This is a genomic window from Nocardioides sp., from assembly GCF_036374615.1.
Taxonomy (GTDB): Bacteria; Actinomycetota; Actinomycetes; order Propionibacteriales; family Nocardioidaceae; genus Nocardioides.
The window spans coordinates 1-15,546 of sequence record NZ_DASUTK010000053.1; the positions used below are offsets into that span (position 1 = coordinate 1).

The 15,546-nt window shown below is 71.1% G+C and carries 14 protein-coding genes; 8 read left to right on the forward strand and 6 right to left on the reverse strand.

All coding sequences use genetic code 11. The features are described from left to right. Positions 1-705: ABC transporter substrate-binding protein (locus tag VFZ39_RS04105; RefSeq protein ID WP_330864463.1), on the reverse strand; the 705-nt coding region annotated here is incomplete at its 3' end. A 222-nt stretch (positions 706-927) separates the two neighbouring features. Here VFZ39_RS04105 and VFZ39_RS04110 point away from each other — a divergent pair. From VFZ39_RS04110 to VFZ39_RS04125, 4 genes are all read left to right on the forward strand, one after another. Continuing rightward, positions 928-3,054, forward strand: coding sequence for a prolyl oligopeptidase family serine peptidase (locus VFZ39_RS04110; RefSeq protein ID WP_330864464.1), 2,127 nt, complete (start codon positions 928-930; stop codon positions 3,052-3,054). Next, positions 3,051-4,367: a M20/M25/M40 family metallo-hydrolase gene (locus VFZ39_RS04115; protein WP_330864451.1), complete on the forward strand. Its 1,317-nt coding sequence runs from the start codon at positions 3,051-3,053 to the stop codon at positions 4,365-4,367. Before VFZ39_RS04110 ends, VFZ39_RS04115 begins: the two co-directional genes overlap by 4 nt. 10 nt (positions 4,368-4,377) lie before the next feature. After that, the gene (locus VFZ39_RS04120) at positions 4,378-4,797 is read left to right on the forward strand and encodes a PaaI family thioesterase (RefSeq protein WP_330864452.1); all 420 of its coding nucleotides are present in this window, start codon (positions 4,378-4,380) and stop codon (positions 4,795-4,797) included. A 217-nt stretch (positions 4,798-5,014) separates the two neighbouring features. Continuing rightward, positions 5,015-6,187, forward strand: coding sequence for an LVIVD repeat-containing protein (locus VFZ39_RS04125; protein ID WP_330864453.1), 1,173 nt, complete (start codon positions 5,015-5,017; stop codon positions 6,185-6,187). 13 nt (positions 6,188-6,200) lie between these two features. Here the strand turns inward: VFZ39_RS04125 and VFZ39_RS04130 are convergent, their stop codons facing one another. The 5 genes from VFZ39_RS04130 to VFZ39_RS04150 all read right to left on the reverse strand — a co-directional run bounded on the left by VFZ39_RS04130 (position 6,201) and on the right by VFZ39_RS04150 (position 11,700). Next, positions 6,201-6,467, reverse strand: coding sequence for a 4Fe-4S dicluster domain-containing protein (locus VFZ39_RS04130; protein ID WP_330864454.1), 267 nt, complete (start codon positions 6,465-6,467; stop codon positions 6,201-6,203). Beyond that, positions 6,464-8,203: an FAD-binding protein gene (locus VFZ39_RS04135; protein WP_330864455.1), complete on the reverse strand. Its 1,740-nt coding sequence runs from the start codon at positions 8,201-8,203 to the stop codon at positions 6,464-6,466. Before VFZ39_RS04135 ends, VFZ39_RS04130 begins: the two co-directional genes overlap by 4 nt. A 109-nt stretch (positions 8,204-8,312) precedes the next feature. Further along, on the reverse strand, positions 8,313-9,305 hold the full coding sequence (locus VFZ39_RS04140; protein ID WP_330864456.1) for a LacI family DNA-binding transcriptional regulator: 993 nt from the start codon (positions 9,303-9,305) through the stop codon (positions 8,313-8,315). A gap of 179 nt (positions 9,306-9,484) precedes the next feature. Further along, a complete protein-coding gene (locus tag VFZ39_RS04145; RefSeq protein WP_330864457.1) occupies positions 9,485-10,681 on the reverse strand; it encodes an MFS transporter in 1,197 nt (398 codons plus the stop codon). After that, positions 10,678-11,700 carry an amidohydrolase family protein gene (locus tag VFZ39_RS04150; RefSeq protein ID WP_330864458.1) on the reverse strand — a complete coding sequence of 341 codons (1,023 nt, stop codon included), beginning with the start codon at positions 11,698-11,700 and terminating at the stop codon, positions 10,678-10,680. The genes VFZ39_RS04145 and VFZ39_RS04150 overlap by 4 nt, the downstream gene beginning before the upstream one ends. Before the next feature lie 111 nt (positions 11,701-11,811). Between VFZ39_RS04150 and VFZ39_RS04155 the strand changes: the two genes are divergently transcribed. The 4 genes from VFZ39_RS04155 to VFZ39_RS04170 are packed head-to-tail and all read left to right on the forward strand — an operon-like array spanning position 11,812 to position 15,048. Beyond that, the gene (locus tag VFZ39_RS04155; protein WP_330864459.1) at positions 11,812-12,804 is read left to right on the forward strand and encodes a C-terminal binding protein; all 993 of its coding nucleotides are present in this window, start codon (positions 11,812-11,814) and stop codon (positions 12,802-12,804) included. Continuing rightward, on the forward strand, positions 12,801-13,583 hold the full coding sequence (locus tag VFZ39_RS04160) for a creatininase family protein (protein ID WP_330864460.1): 783 nt from the start codon (positions 12,801-12,803) through the stop codon (positions 13,581-13,583). The genes VFZ39_RS04155 and VFZ39_RS04160 overlap by 4 nt, the downstream gene beginning before the upstream one ends. Next, a complete protein-coding gene (locus tag VFZ39_RS04165) occupies positions 13,580-14,647 on the forward strand; it encodes a Gfo/Idh/MocA family protein (protein WP_330864461.1) in 1,068 nt (355 codons plus the stop codon). The genes VFZ39_RS04160 and VFZ39_RS04165 overlap by 4 nt, the downstream gene beginning before the upstream one ends. Before the next feature lie 35 nt (positions 14,648-14,682). Further along, on the forward strand, positions 14,683-15,048 hold the full coding sequence (locus VFZ39_RS04170) for a cupin domain-containing protein (RefSeq protein WP_330864462.1): 366 nt from the start codon (positions 14,683-14,685) through the stop codon (positions 15,046-15,048). Positions 15,049-15,546: the final 498 nt, after the last annotated feature.

Below are 15,546 nucleotides of genomic sequence, written 5' to 3' on the forward strand. Positions count from 1 at the left end.
GGTGTCGATCGACCCGGTGTTGAACGCGTACTCGTCGAAGCCCGGCGAGTCGCCCATCTGGGCACTGATCCCGTCTCGGCCTTCGAGCGACTGGACCTGGAGTGCGTTGATGCCCTCGACGAAGTCGACCTCACCGGTGACCAGCGCCTGGATCGCCGGGTCCTCGGACTTGAAGACGCGGAAGACGACCTCGTCGAGGTGGGGCGTGCCGCCCCAGTAGTCGGGGTTGACCTCGAAGCGGTACGTCGCGCCTCCCGCCGTACCCTCCACCAACCGGAACGGCCCGGACCCTACGACCGGCTCGCCCTCGGACGGCTCGTTGCCGTAGGCCTTCATCTCGTCATCGGTCACGTCGGTCCACACGTGCTCCGGCACGATCGGGATCGGCAGCAGCGGCATCATCGCGCTCGGGTTCTTGAGCTCGAGCGCCACCGTGGTGTCGTCCGGTGCGGTCACGGACTCGACCCCGCGCAGGTAGACGCCCCACGTCGCCTGCTCGGGCCCGCCGTCGCGGATCCGTTCATAGGTGTAGACGACGTCCTGGGCGGTGAGTGGCTCGCCGTCGGACCAGGTGACGTCGTCTCGGATGGTGAACGTCCAGGTGAGTCCGTCCTCCGACGACTCCCACTCCGTCGCGAGCGACGGCGTCGGCCGCATGTCCTCCATCGCGTAGCCGGTGAGCGAGTCGTACATCAGCGCCCACATCTCGAACGACGACGCCTCGATGCCCAGGAACGGGTTGAACGAGTCGACCTCGTTCAGGAACGCCACGGTGAAGGTCACCTTGTCGTCGGACGCCCGGACCGGAGCGAGTGCGAGACCCGGTGCCAGGGACGCCAGCAGGAATCCCACGAGCGCCAGCAGCCGAGCGGCGCTACGTTGTGCGCCGTGACGACCGAACAGCCGCCGCTGGCGCCGCAGAGACCCGTGACCCACCGGGAGCACGGGGTCGAGCGGGTCGACCCCTACGCGTGGCTGGCGGACGCCGAGTCGCCGGAAGTACTGGCGCACCTTGCCGCCGAGCGGGCCTGGTACGACGCTGCGGTTGTTCATCTGGACTCCCTGACTGCCGCCCTCCGGACCGAGATGGTCCGTCGGCTACCCCCGACCGAACGGTCCCCACGGTGGAACCGTCGGCGCTACTCCTACTACACCGAGACTCCGACGGGAAGAGATTACCCGCGGATTCGCCGAACAATTCGTCACGATTCGGTGTCGGAAGCAACGATTTCTGCACGGGACGGCGGTCTCCACGACGATTTCCGCGGCGGAGCGGGGCTCGAGCCGGAGACGGTGCTCGACGTCACCGAGCTCGCCGAGGGGAGCGACTACTGCGAGCTCGGCGTCACCCTGGTCAGCCCCGACGAGACGGTCCTCGCCTACTCCGTCGACCACGACGGGGACGAGGTCTACACGCTGCGCTTCCGCGACCTGAGCACCGGTGAGGACCTCGCCGAGGTGGTCCCTCGCAGCTACTACGGCGGCGCGTGGAGCGCGAACTCCCAGTGGTTCTTCTACTCGGTGCACGACGAGGCTTACCGGGCGTTCCAGGTGTGGCGACACCGGCTCGGCACGCCGGTCGCGGACGACGTGCTGGTGCTCGACGAGCCCGACGAGCGGTTCGAGCTGCTCCCCCGCGCGAGCCGGTCGGGTGACTGGGTGGTGATCGCGTCCGAGAGCAACACGACGTCGGAGGCCTGGCTGGTCGACGCCCGCGAACCGGAGTCGGCCCCGCGCTCGGTCGGCGGCCGTCGCGACGGCGTGCGCTACCGGGTCGACCCTCGGCGTACGGAGTCGGCGCAGGACGTGCTGGTGGTCGTCGAGGACCGGGTCGAGTGCCGGCTGATGCTCGCGCCCGTCCCTGGTCCGGACGGGCAGGACTGGACCACCTGGACCGAGGCGCGGCCCGAGAACCCCGCGGAGCACCTCCGCCGTGCCGACGCGTTCGCCGCCGGTGTCGTCCTCGCGCTGCGGGTCGGCGGTCGGCACCTGCTGCGGGTGCTCGACCACGACGACCTCGCCGGCCCGGGGCGTGACCTGACCGCGTCCTCTCCCGGCGGCGGTCTTCACCTCGCGCGCACCACCGACTACGACACGGCAGCAATCGTGGTGAAGGACGAGTCGTGGCTGTCGCCGCCGGTCTGGAGCGAGGTCGACCTGCGGACCGGCGAGTGGGCCGAGGTGCTGCGCCACGAGGCACCCACGCACGACCCCGACCGCTACGTCGTCGAGCGGCACGAGTTCCCCTCGATCGACGGCACGCCGGTTCCGGCCACCGTGATGAGGCACCGCGATGTCGCCCTGGACGGCACCGCGCCCGCGGTGCTCTACGCGTACGGCGCCTACGGCTACACGTTCGAGCCCGAGTGGGACCCCGCGCTGCCGTCGCTGCTCGACCGTGGTGCCGTGTACGTCCACGTGCACGTCCGGGGTGGCAGCGAGAACGGTCGCGCGTGGTACCTCGACGGCAAGCTGGCTGCCAAGCAGCACACGTTCGACGACCACGCCGCGGCCGCCGACGGCCTCGCCGCCGCCGGCCTGGTCGACCCCGACCGGATCGCCAGCCGCGGTCTCAGCGCAGGCGGGCTGCTCCAGGGGGCGGTGTTCAGTCAGCGGCCGGAGCGGTGGCGGGCGGTGGTCGCCGAGGTTCCGTTCGTCGACGTCGTGACCACGATGTTCGACGAGGCGACCCCGCTCACGATCACGGAGTGGGAGGAGTGGGGCGATCCGCGGATCCGCGAGCAGTTCGACTGGATGCTCGGATACTCGCCGTACGACAACCTGCCTCCAGCCGGGACCCGCCCCGACCTGCTCGTCACGGGCGCCGTGCACGACCCGCGGGTGATGGTGAGAGAGCCGGCCAAGGGGGTGGCGGCGCTGCGCGCGAGCGACCCGGAGTGGTCACCGCGCTGCCTGTTCCGAGTCGAGCTCGGCGCTGGTGCGCACGTAGGCCCGTCGGGCCGGTTCGGCCACCTCGCCTACGAGGCCGAGGTCGCGGCGTGGCTGCTGGACCGACTGGGGCTGGTCCACGCCGAGCCGAGGGAGGACCGGTGAGCGGGCTCGAGGACGAGGCGGTCGAGGTCACGCGGGCGCTGATCCGGCTCGACACCACCAACTACGGGCACCGGGGCGCGGAGACCCTGGCGGCGTCGTACCTGCATGACCTCCTCACCGACGCCGGCGTCGACGCCGAGCTCGTGGCACGCGAGCCCGATCGCGCCAACATCGTGGCGCGGATCCCGGGCACGGACCCGGGCGCACCCTCACTGGCGTTCGTCGGACACACCGACGTCGTCCCGACCGAGGGCCAGGACTGGACCCACCCGCCCTTCGAGGCGGTCATCGACGACGCCGGCTTCCTCTACGGCCGAGGCGCGGTCGACATGAAGAACGAGGTGGCGGCTCGCGCGGTGGCGATGGCACGGCTCGCGCGGGAGGGGTTCCGGCCGCGCGGCGACCTGTGGTTCATCGCGGTCGCGGACGAGGAGAACGGAGCTGCCGACGTCGGCATGCGCTGGCTGCTCGAGCACCGGCCCGACATCCGGCCGACGATGGCGATCAACGAGGGCGCCGGCGAGCGACTGCCCTTGGCGGATGGTCGCGTCGCGCTCACGTTCGCCATCGGCGAGAAGGGGACCTGCCCGGTTCGGGTGGTGGCGGTCGGCGAGGCCGGCCACGCGTCGATGCCGGAGGTCGGTGACAACGCCGTGCCGCACCTCGCCGAGCTGATCCGCCGCGTCGGTCGCGGCATGCCGGACCTGGTGCGGTCTCCCGAGGTGGACGCCACGCTCGAGGCGCTGCTCGGTCGCCCGGTGGGCGACCTGGCGGCCGACGTCGCCGAGGCCGCGTCGCTCCATCCGGCGCTCGGGCACTCGCTGCCGCCGACGCCGGGCACGACCATGGCGCCGACCGTGCTGGCCGGGTCGCCGGCTCGCAACGTGATGCCCGAGCGGGCCTCGGTCGAGCTGGACTGCCGGATCCTGCCGGGGACGACCGGCGAGGAGGTGCTGGCCACGGTCCGGAGCCGGCTCGGCGACGACCTGCGCTTCGAGCTCGAGTACGCCGACCCGCTGGTGCCGGGCAGCAGCTCGCCGGCCGGCGGGCCGCTGCCCGAGGCGGTCGCAGCGGTGCTCGCCGACGACGGCGACGACGCGTTCGTGCTGCCGGTGCTGTGCACCGGCTACACCGACTCCTCGTACCTGCGCTCGGCGGCCGGCACCGCGGCGTACGGGTTCAGCCCGTTCCGCGCGACGCCGGCCGAAGTGCTGGCGGCCGGCTATCACAACGCCGACGAGCGCGTGCACGTCGACGACATCGGCCTGTCCGCGCGGTTCCACCTGGCACTGGCCCGGAAGCTGCTCGGGTAGGTTTCGTGCGGTGACCGATGCCGGCCCGACCACGCCCGCCATGGACCCGTCGTTCGTCATCATCGAACCGCTGCGCGAGTCGATGGCGATGGAGTTCACCCGGCTCGATCGCGACGGGATCGACGCGACCTGGTCTGTGACGCCCGCGACACACCAGCCCTTCGGGCTGCTGCACGGCGGCGTGCACTCGCTGGTCAACGAGGGCCTGTGCAGCCTGGCGGCCGCCCTGTGGCTCGAGGACCGCGGCCGCGTGGTCGGCGTCAACAACAACACCGACTTCTACCGCGGCGTGACCGAGGGCCGGCTGACGTCGACGGCGCGGCCCGTCCACCGTGGCCGCTCGCAGCAGGTGTGGGCGGTCGACACCACCGACGCCGAGGGGCGGTTGGTCGCGCGGGGCCAGGTCAGACTGCAGAACCTGACCCCCTGACCCGTGGCACCGTGTCCCTCATGGACATCTCGGAGGTGCGCGCACAGCTCGCCACGCTGGACGGCGTGACCTGCTGCGTGGTGACCCGGACGCGATCCGGGCGGCGTTGACGGCCGCCTGGGAGCCGCAGCGACGCTGAGCCGCCGGTCCATTGACCCGGCCCCGGCCACGACCTAGGCTCCTGCAAACGTTTGTTGTCAGAGGGGATCCAGAGCCGATGCAGTCCACCTGGGACGCGGAGAGCCATCACCTGTCCGCCGTCGGCCATCACGACCTCGACGGCAGCGGCGACGGTATGCAGGTGCTGCGGGAGGGCGATGCCCTCTACGTCGGCCACTTCGGCCCGAGCGGGATGGGTACGTCGATCCTCGATGCGAGCGACCCGACCGACCTGCGCATGGTCCGACAGATCCCCTCGCCGGCGGGGAGCCACACGCACAAGGTGCAGGTGGCCGACGGGGTGCTGCTGGTCAACCACGAACAGTTCCGGGGCGGAGACCCCTACAGCGCCGGTATGGCGGTGTACGACCTGGCGGACCCGTTCGACCCTCGGCAGATCGGCTGGTTCGACTCGACCGGCCGTGGCGTCCACCGGATCGTCTGGACGGGTGGCCGGTACGCCCACGTCTCGGCGATACCCGATGGCTTCAACGATCGGATCTTCGTCGTCGTCGACCTGAGTGACCCGACCAGCCCGGTCGAGGCCGGGCGTTGGTGGTGGCCCGGGCAGTGGCTCGCCGGTGATGAGGAGCCGACCTGGCCCGAGGGCAAGCGCTACGCCGCGCACCACGGGCTGCTGTCCGGCGACGTCGCCTATGTCGGCTACGGCGACGCCGGCCTGGTGGTCCTCGATCTCACCGACCCCACGAGACCCGCTCAGCTGGGCCACCTCGACTGGGAGCCGGGGGGTGACACGCACACCTGTCTGCCGCTGCCCGGTCGAGACCTGCTCGTGGTCACCGACGAGGTGGTGGACAGCTCGACCGAGCAGCACCTCGTCCGGATCGTCGACGTGTCGGACCCGACCCGGCCGGTCCTGGTGTCCCACTGTCCCGTCCCGACCGGGGACTACGCGACCCGTGGCCTGCGGTTCGGCCCGCACAACACCCACGAGAACCGCCCGGGCAGCTACCGCAGCGCCGAGCTGGTCTTCGTCACCTACTTCAACGCCGGACTGCGTGTGTACGACGTGTCCGACCCGACCGGCCCCCAGGAGATCGCACACTGGGTGCCACGCACACCCGCGGCCCAGCAGGCCGCCCAGGTGAACGACCTGTTCGTCTCCGCCGACCTCGACATCTACGTCACCGACCGGGTCAACGGCGGTGTCTACGTGGTGCGCCCCGACGAGGAGCTCGCGACCCGGATGCGCGGCGCGGCGCTCCCCTGACGCGTCGCTCGGCTCAGTCCGGGTCCCGGCCGAGGAGCGCCGTCACCGGGGTGCTCGGGGCGAGCATCTGCTCGGGGAAGACGACGGTGATGGCATCGGCCGGGCAGGCCTGCTCGCACAGACCGCAGTACCAGCACTCGTCGGGATAGGCGACCACCGGAAGCTCCTTGGAGCGCGGCTGCTTGTGGATCACGTCCCCGGGGCAGACGTAGTCACAGATCATGCACGCGATGCACGTGTCCGGATTGATGTCGATCGGGTTGTGCGGCTCGATGGTCACGTCGCGCGCCCCGTCGTCGCCGGCTCGGGCTGCTCCCCTTCGGACCTGTACTCCATCCGGACGCCGCCGTCGCCGCCTCGGCTCAGGACGATCGACTTCCGCCAGGTCGTGTCGTCCGTCTCAGGGTGGTCCAGCCGGCGGTGCGCCGCTCCCGACCGGCTCTCGGTCCGGTGCAGGGCGGCCTCGGTCATGAGCACGGCGGCCAGCAGGATGTTCTTGGTCTCGAGCGTGCGCATCAGCTCGTGGAAGGACGTCGCGTCGAGCGCGGCCTCCTCGGTGCGGAGCTCGGCGAGCAGCTGCTTCGCGCGGCGCATGCCTCGCTCGGACCGGCGCATCCCGACGTAGTCGGTGACGACGCCGCGCAGCCGGTCCTCGAGCTCCTGCCAGCGACACCCGCCCTCCGCGATCAGCGGCTCGTCCAGCCGGGCCAGGGCCTCCTCGAGACTCGACTCGTCGAGCTCGGCCTCGGTGTCCGTGGACCGCAACCGGTCCACCGCGCCACGTCCGGCGATGGCTCCCAGGGCGGCCGCCGCCGAGATCCCGCCGCTCACCATGGAGCAGTCCCCCGCACTGAAGAGCCCGACCAGGTTCGTCTCGGCGCTGGTGTCGACCACGAGGCCGGAGCCGCGGAAGTACGATCCGCCCCGCCGGATCGACATCTCGGAGATGCCGATCGGCAGCAGCTCGCTGCGGATGTCGAGCCCGCGCTGCTCGAAGTACGCCGGCAGCGTGTAGCGGTCGACGCCCAACGTGCGGACGAAGTCGTCCTTCGTGTCCTCCGGTAGGTGCCGGATGTCGACGTAGATCGGTTCGTTGCCGGCGAGCACCTCCTCGATCACGGCATTCACCAGGATCGTGCGTCTGGCCTTCTCGCCCTTCGGGTCGTAGCGGAACATGAACCGCTCGCCGTGCCGGTTGAGGAAGTGCGCGCCCTGCCCGGCGTAGGAGTTGGTGCCCTGGACTGAGAAGCCGAGCGGCGTCAGCGTGGCCTCGACCAGCTCCATGTTCACCAGCTGCGCCCCCTGGCGGTAGGCCATGGCGTGCCCGTCACCCGTGTTGTAGGGGTAGTGCCAGCTGTCGAAGGGGAGGCCCGAGATGTTGCGTGAGATCCGGTTGATGTCTCCGGTCGAGACCACGACCGACGTCGCCCGGATGGCATAGCGCTCACCGGTGCGACAGTTGAAGCCGACCGCCCCGACCACCCGCTCGCCGCTGACGTCGGTCAGGAGGTCGGTCATCATCGTCCGCGGGAGGAACCTGGCTCCGTGCCCCACGGTGTACCGGCCGAGCTGGTACTTGAACCGGCTGCCGTCGAAGTTGAGGTGGAACTCCCCCGGCAGCCCGAATGCGCGGGTGCGGAAGTACTCGCCGGTCGCGGGATCGGTGAAGTCGATCCCGATCTCCTTGAGGCGCTCGAAGACCCGGGGCAGCTCGTGCACCGCGCGCTCCGCGACGTCGAGGTCGCTGAGGCCGTCCGTCAGGGTCGGGACGAACGACATCAGGTGCTGCGGGGTGTCCCACTCCTCCCCGGCCCCGAGAGGGGTCATGAACTGGTCGACCCCGCCTGCGACGCTGCCGGCGCGCTCGAGGAACTTCGCCTTGTCGGCCACCAGCACGTCCGCCCCCGCGTCGCGCGCCTGGATCGCGGCCAGGCAGCCTGCCACGCCACCGCCGACGACCAGGACCTCGGTCTCGAGCCGGGTCACCTCGGCGGAGGGCCACGCGAGACCGCTCACCGACGCCTCCTCACCTGCCCGGGTCGGGCTGAGAATCCAAACGTTTGGCACGAACGTAGGTCGCCAGGTCCGCGAGTGTCAAGCACTCGAGGACGGTGCCGGGGGACTGTCAGGCAGGGACCGCGGTCGACGCGCGCACCTGCAGCGAGGTCGGGAGCAGGACGTTGGTCGGCGTCGTACCCGGGTGGTCGAGCCGGGCCAGCAACAGCTGCGCGGCCTGCCGGCCGATGTCGTACTTCGGCACGTGGATGCTCGTGAGAGGCGGCGCGAACTCGTCGCACCATCGCGAGCCGTTGTAGCCGACGACGGAGACGTCGTCGGGAACCACGCACCCATGGGCTCGCAGGGCGCGGTAGACGCCGAGGGCGATCATGTCGCTGGCGGCGATGACAGCCGTGAACTCGACACCGCGACCGATCAGCTCCTCGGTGGCCGCCGCACCGTCGTCCTTGGTGAACCACGGGGCGAACACCAGAAGGTCCTGGTCCACATTCAGCCCGAGCGACTGCATCCACGCCAGGAAGTACTGGTAGCGGTTGAAACCGGTGGAGGCCGAGAGCGCGGCGCCCACGAAGGCGATCCTGCGGTGGCCGAGCTCGACGAGGTGCTTCACGGCCAGGCCGATGCCCTGGTGGTCGTCACCGGACACCATCGAGAGCCGACCCTCGTCCACCGTGCGGTTCACCAGCACCACGGGGAGTCGCGACTCGACGAGCTGGTCGAGCAGCGGGTAGGAGCGCAGCGCCGTCGCCAGGACCAGCCCGTCGGCGCGCCGTTCCCGGAAGACGTCCAACAGCTTCTGCTCGCGGCCGAGGTCCTGGTCGGTGCTCCCCAGGATCATCACGTAGCCCCGCTCGCGCAGCCCGTCCTCGATGCCGCGGGCGATGGGCGGGAACAGTGGGTTGCCCAGATCGGGCACCAGCATCCCGATGGTCATGGACCGCTGATCCTTCAGCCCGCGGGCGAAGGGATTCGCCCGGTAACCCATCGCATCGGCAGTCGCGATCACCCGCTTCGCGGTCTCCGGCTTCACCCGATTGCGGGTCTCGGGGCGGAGCGCGCGAGACACCGTTGAGATGTCCACCTGCGCAGCGCTGGCCACCTCACGCAACGTGGGTGGGCGCCGGCGAGCGGATTCCCCCTCGTCAGTCGGAGAGGTCCCCGGTGTCGCTTCGGTCACCTGTCCTCCCGATCGCGGGCGCCGACTCCGACCCCGGGAGCGGCGCTGCCTGAGTGTAGACGGACAAACGTTGGGATTGTTCGCACCGGCTCCGCGCGGTGTCAACCGCCCAGGTCGCCGGCGCTGTCGAGGGGTGCCGACCGCGCGATGCCGGCCGCGGCCACCAGCGATGCTCCGGTCAGCCCGAGAACACCGGCCGCTCCGAGCCCGGCAGCCACCAGTCCGATCCCGGTGGGCAGCACCACCTGGCCGAACCGGTTCCCCACGAGACGCAGCGACATCACCCGGCCCCGCGCACCGACGGGTGCGATCTCGGCCAGCCAGGCGAGGGTCGCGGGCTGGCAGACACCGAGACCGAACCCCATGACCACGATGGCGACACCGGTCAACGCCAGGGGAACCGGCAGCGGGACCAGAGCGGTCGCGACGCCCGACGCCCCGATCGACAGCACCATCAGGAGTCGTCTGCCCAGCCGGGCGGTGAGCGCGCCCGTGAACAGCCGGGCCACCATGGTCGCGACCGCCCGGGCGGTGAGCAGGCCGCTCACGGCGCCGACGGACAGGCCGTGCTCGGCCCCGAGTGCCGGGAGGTAGACCAGCGTGATGTCCATGGCCGCCAGCACCACGCTGCTCACCACGAGTGCGCGCGGCAGCCCTGGGGTGCGCAGCAGTGCGGCCACCGTGCGGTCAGCGCGCGGCGCGACCCCGGTCTGCGTCGTGCGACGTGCCAGCGTCGTGACGACGACCAGCACGATCGAGATGCCCAGGCACACGACGAACACGTCGTGCGAGGGAGGAAGCGCGGCACCTGACCCGATGAGGCCCAGCAGCGCCGGGCCGGCGGCTTGTCCGACCGATCCCGCGAACGTGTAGTAGCCGAAGGCGTCGTCGAGCCGCCCGGAGGGCACGAGGTTGGCGACCATCGCGTGCTGGCCGACCGCGCACATCAGGTGCCCGGTGCCCAGTAGCAGCGTTCCGAGCAGCAGCATCCCGAAGGTGTCTCCCGCGACGACGAACAGCGTCATCGCGCCCGCGATCACGAGCGTTCCCGTCAGCATCACCCGGCTCTCGCCGTACCGGTCGGCAAGGTCGCCCGCGGGCATCGCCACCAGCAGCGGCACGAATGCGAAGCTGGCGACGAGGAGCCCGAGCAACGCGGTCGGGACGTCGAGCTCGATCGCCCGGTACGACGCGGTGGGTCGGGCGAGGAACGTGGCCGCCTGGAAGAGCAACGCATGGACGCACAGCACCGCGAACTGTCGCAGCCACGGACCGGTAGGCGTGGCGGCGGAGGTCACGCGGATCCGGACGAGCCGAGCCGGACGGCGTGGGAGCCCAGCAGTCGGCCTGCGTTCTTCGTGGTGACCTGGTGCAGTCGCTCGCGCGTGCCCATGACGTTGCGTAGAGAGCCGACCGGGTCCGGGTCACCCATCTCGAACGGGTAGTCGCTTCCCAGGACCACCTGGTCATCACCGACTGTCGCCAGGAGATGTCGTAGCGCACCCTCGTCGTGCACGACGCTGTCGAACCAGAGCCGCCGCAGCAGATCGCCGGGCAGAGTGCGGACGCGCTCGGCCGCCCCGCGGGCGTCCTGCCGGAACGCGTGGTTCCATCGCCCCACCTGGTACGGCGCGAACCCGCCGCCGTGGACGAAGCAGAACCGCACCCCCGGGTGGCGGTCAACGACGCCGCCGAACACGAGGTGTCCCACGGCGATGGTCGTTTCCGCGGGGTTCCCGACGAGGTTGCCCAGGAAGTGCCGCGTGACACCGCGACCCTGCAACGACTCGAACGGGTGCACCAGGACCATGCAGTCCAGCTCACGTGCGGCATCCCACAGCACCCCGAACGACTCGTCGTCGAGCTCGCGACCGCCAGGTCGCGTCGCGATCTCGGCACCGACCATGCCGAGGTCCACGACCGCCCGGCGCAGCTCGCCCGCTGCCTCGGCCGGCGACCGGAGCGGCAACGTGGCCAGCGCCAGGAACCGGTCGGCGTGCGGGAGGATCCAGGCCGCCATCGCGTCGTTGGACTGGCGTGCGAAGTCGCCGGCGACCGCGGCGGCGACGGCGCTCGCGGTCAGGTCCATCCACGGCGAGAGGAGCTGGACGTCGACACCAGCGGCGTCCATCGCGCTCAGCCTGACGGACAGATCCAGCAGCTCGGGCTTGACCCGCCCCGGCGGTCGGTCCCCGACAGCGGTCAGCACCCGCTCGCCCTCGCGGGTCACGGTCGCCCCGAGCCGGCCGCCCGCGGCCTCGAGGGTGTCCACCAGGTCCTCCGGCACGCCGTGGGCATGCACGTCGACGATCGGCATCCGGCCTCCCTCGGGCTCATCGGGCCAGCCGAAATCTAGCGGCCCGGCCTTGACCCATGCAAACGATTGGCGTTACGTTTCCCGGACTTCTACCGCTGGGAAGGAGCGCAGGTGAGCGCACCGCTGGTCGCGGTTCTCGGTACCCGCTACCCGGACTTCGCCATCGAGGAAGCGGCCCTGGCTCCGTTCTCCGCGACGATCGTCAGCAGTCCGGGCGACAGCGCCGAGGAGATCCTCGAGGTGGCTCGTGACGCCGCGGTCGTCCTCGCGGGCTCCGCGCCTCGGTTCACCGCCGACGTCTTGGCCGGACTGCGCTGCCGCGGCGTCATCCGGTACGGCGTCGGTACCGACTCCGTCGACCTCGAGGCGGCTCGCCGGCTCGGCATCGCCGTCGCACGCGTCTCCGACTACGGCACCGAGGCCGTCGCGTTCCACGCAGTCGCCACCGCGTGCGCGCTCCTCCGCCGACTTCCCGAGGCGGACCGCTCCGTCCGCGGCGGTGGGTGGGGGTTCTCCGAGCTTCGTCCGCTCCACGTGCCGAGCAGCCTGACGGCCGGCGTGGTCGGGTTCGGCCGGATCGGCCGCCAGGCCGCGGCGTACTTCCAAGGGCTCGGCTTCGCGGTCCTCGCCCACGACGAATGGATCGACGTCCCGGCCGAGACCGGAGTGCACGGTGTCGACCTCGACACGCTGCTCGCCGCCGCGGACGTCGTGTCGCTGCACGCACCGGGCAGCCCGGACGGATCGGCGCTGCTCGACGCACCACGCCTGGCAGCGATGCGTCCCGGAAGCGTGCTGGTCAACACCGCACGCGGGTCGCTGGTCGACCTCCCGGCTCTGGTGGAGGCCCTGGCAGCGGGCCGCCCGGCCCGCGCCGCGCTCGACGTGTTCGCTCCCGAGCCGGTGGACCTCGGGGTGCTCGAGGGCGTCGAGGACCGGCTGCTCCTCACACCCCACATGGCGTGGTACACCGAGGAGTCCGAGGAGGACCTGCGACGCAAGGCCGCCGCGGAGGCGGCCCGCCTGCTGGCCGGGGAGCCGTTGCGCGACCCGGTGGTCGAACCGTCCACCCGCCCTGACGAGGCCCCTGGGAGGCCCGCATGATCTCCGACCTGTCGCGGATGACCAGCCCGGAGGCCCGGGACGCGCTGGCGCGCTCCGCCACGGTCGTGCTGCCGATCGGCAGCATCGAGCAGCACGGCCCCCACCTGCCCAACGGCACCGACACGATGGCTGCCGAGCTGGTCGCCCGCGAGGTCGCCGCTCGGCTCGACGCCGTCTACGCGCCCTTCTGCCCGTACGGCGTGACCCCTATCCACGCCGGGCACCCCGGCTCGGTGACGTTGCGGCGGGAGACGTTCGAAGCGCTGCTGTCCGACGTGTGCACCGAGCTGATCGAGGCCGGGGCCCGGACGGTCGTGCTCGTCAACTGGCACGAGGGCAACATCGCGTCGATGAACGCGGTCGCGACCGACCTGCAGGACCGCCACGACGCCACGTTCGTCGCCGCCCAGGCGTGCTACACCGCGCAGCGGTTGTACCAGGAGGAGGGCGGCGAGCTCACCCACGGTGGCGGCATCGAGACCCTGGCGGTCCTCGCCTACGACCCCAGCCTCGTCAAGAGCGAGCGCGCCGGCGAGCCGACCCGCCCTCCCGGAGCCCTCGAGATGGACCAGATGCGACGCTCCCCCGAGGTCTACGGGTTCATCACCGATGTCACCGAGCTGGCCGACGACGGCTGGTACGGCAACCCGGGCTGGGCCACCCTCGACCGCTCGAAGGACTTCGCCGACGTCGTGGCCGGAGGCGTGCTCGCCGGCATCGAGGTCGTGCTCAACGCGCGTCGCGTCCGCGCGGCCGCCAACCCGAAGGAGAAGGCATGACTGACAAGGTCCGACTCGCTTCCGTCGGCCTGGGTCGATGGGCACGGGTGCTGGCGCGCGGCGCCCAGCGCGGTGACCAGGTCGAGCTCTACAGCTGCTTCAGCCGTGACCCGGAGAGGCGTGCGAAGTTCCAGGAGGAGTTCGGGATCGAGCGGTCTGCCGCGACCTACGAGGAGCTGCTGGCGGACGACGCGGTCGAGGGCGTCGTCATCACCACGCCCAACGACACCCACAAGCAGGTCGTCACCCAAGCGCTCGAGGCCGGGAAGGCTGTCTACACCGACAAGCCGATCGCACACACCCTCGAGGACGCGAACCGGATCGCGGCGGCGGTCCGCGACACCGGCGGCGTCTTCGCCGTGGGCCACAGCTCACGCCGCCTGTCGGGTCACCGTGAGATGAAGCGCTGGATCGAGGACGGCCGGCTCGGCGAGGTCTCGCTCGCCGAGGCCAACTTCTCCAACGAGCGCGGTCTCGAGCTCACGCCTCAGACCTGGCGCTGGTACGCCGACAAGAGCCCCGGTGGGGCCTTCATCCAGCTCGGTGTCCACCACGCTGACACCCTGCAGTTCCTGCTCGGTCCGGTGAAGAGCGTGTCGGCGCACGCGCGCAAGCTCTTCACCAAGGCCGAGGTGCCCGACGCCGTCATGGCGGTCCTCGAGTTCGAGAGCGGCGCGTTGGGCTACATCGGCACCGGCTGGGCCTCGCCGGGCGTCTACTCGATGAACCTGCTCGGCACGAAGGCGAACCTCATGTACGACCTCGACTTCACGCATTGGGACGAGTCCCACCTGGCCGACGACTGGTCGACCCTGACGTCCCAGTTCTACGGGGAGTCGGTCCGACAGCCGGTCGACCTCCCGCGCACCGACATGTTCCGGGAGCAGCTCGAGGAGTTCGGTCTGGCCGCCCGTGGAGCGGCCACGGTCGAGGTGGGCGCGCAGGAGGCGGTGCGGGCGCTCGCGGTGGTCCGGGCCGTCATCGAGTCATCGGCCCGCAACGGCGAGGCCGTGTCCCTGCAGGAGGTCATCGAGAGCACTCAGGCTGCGCCCGCCGTACCGTGACCTGAACCGTTCGACCATCTACGAGGAGGTACGCCGTGCCGGTCGTCGGTCTGGACCGGGTCGAGCTCGCGCGGCTCCCCGGGCGGCTCTCGGCTGATCCGGTGCCATCCGGGCTCGGTGAGGACTACGCCGTGCGCGTGGTCCGCGTCCCCGCCGGTCCCCGCACCCCTCACCTCCACCCGCACTCCGACGAGGTGACGTACGTGGTGTCGGGCTCCGGCAACGCCTGGGAAGGCGACCGCTGCACCCCGGTCGGCGCCGGCGACCTGATCATCGTCCCGCGCGGGACGGCGCACGCCACCGTGGCCACCGGGCACGAGGACCTGGTGCTGCTCTGCTTCTTCCCGCGACCCGACCTCGCCGAGAACCTGGTCGAGCTCGACGCTCCGCTGCGCACCTGACCTGCACCCGGTCGGACCGCGGGGTGCCATTCAGGGTGCGTCGAGCGGTGCTGCCAGGGTCGTGGTCAGGCGGCCGAGCCCGTCGATCTCGACGGTGAGCACGTCGCCGGGGCCGAGGGAGCCTCCTGACTGGGTGTGTCCCTATGCGAGGACGGAAGTGCACTCTGCCGATGAGCGTGCACGGGCCGTGCCGGGATCCGAGCGCTGCGTGTCTTGGGGTGGGGGATCGTCCAAATTGGTGATGCCCTCCGCGGCCGGTCGTCGCTAGGTTCGGGGCAAGCTCCGACCGTGGCCGATCACGCCGGTACGGGGTTGGGGGGTTCAGATGCGCGCACTAGTGATTCTCTTGGTCGCCGGCCTACTGACGGCATTGGCTCCCGCATCGAGCACACCAGCCCCGAAGCATCCGCGGTTCCACGCCATACCCTGTCCGGCGGATGTGTTCCCTGACGACGTGGACGTGGACTGCGGGTACGTCCTGGTGCCGGAGAACAGGTC

Bases quoted from the DNA above. Each gene is read 5' to 3' on its own strand.
- VFZ39_RS04125 (WP_330864453.1), top strand. From the start codon at position 5,015: ATGCAGTCCACCTGGGACGCGGAGAGCCATCACCTGTCCGCCGTCGGC.
- VFZ39_RS04150 (WP_330864458.1), bottom strand. From the start codon at position 11,700: ATGCCGATCGTCGACGTGCATGCCCACGGCGTGCCGGAGGACCTGGTG.
- VFZ39_RS04160 (WP_330864460.1), top strand. From the start codon at position 12,801: ATGATCTCCGACCTGTCGCGGATGACCAGCCCGGAGGCCCGGGACGCG.
- VFZ39_RS04165 (WP_330864461.1), top strand. From the start codon at position 13,580: ATGACTGACAAGGTCCGACTCGCTTCCGTCGGCCTGGGTCGATGGGCA.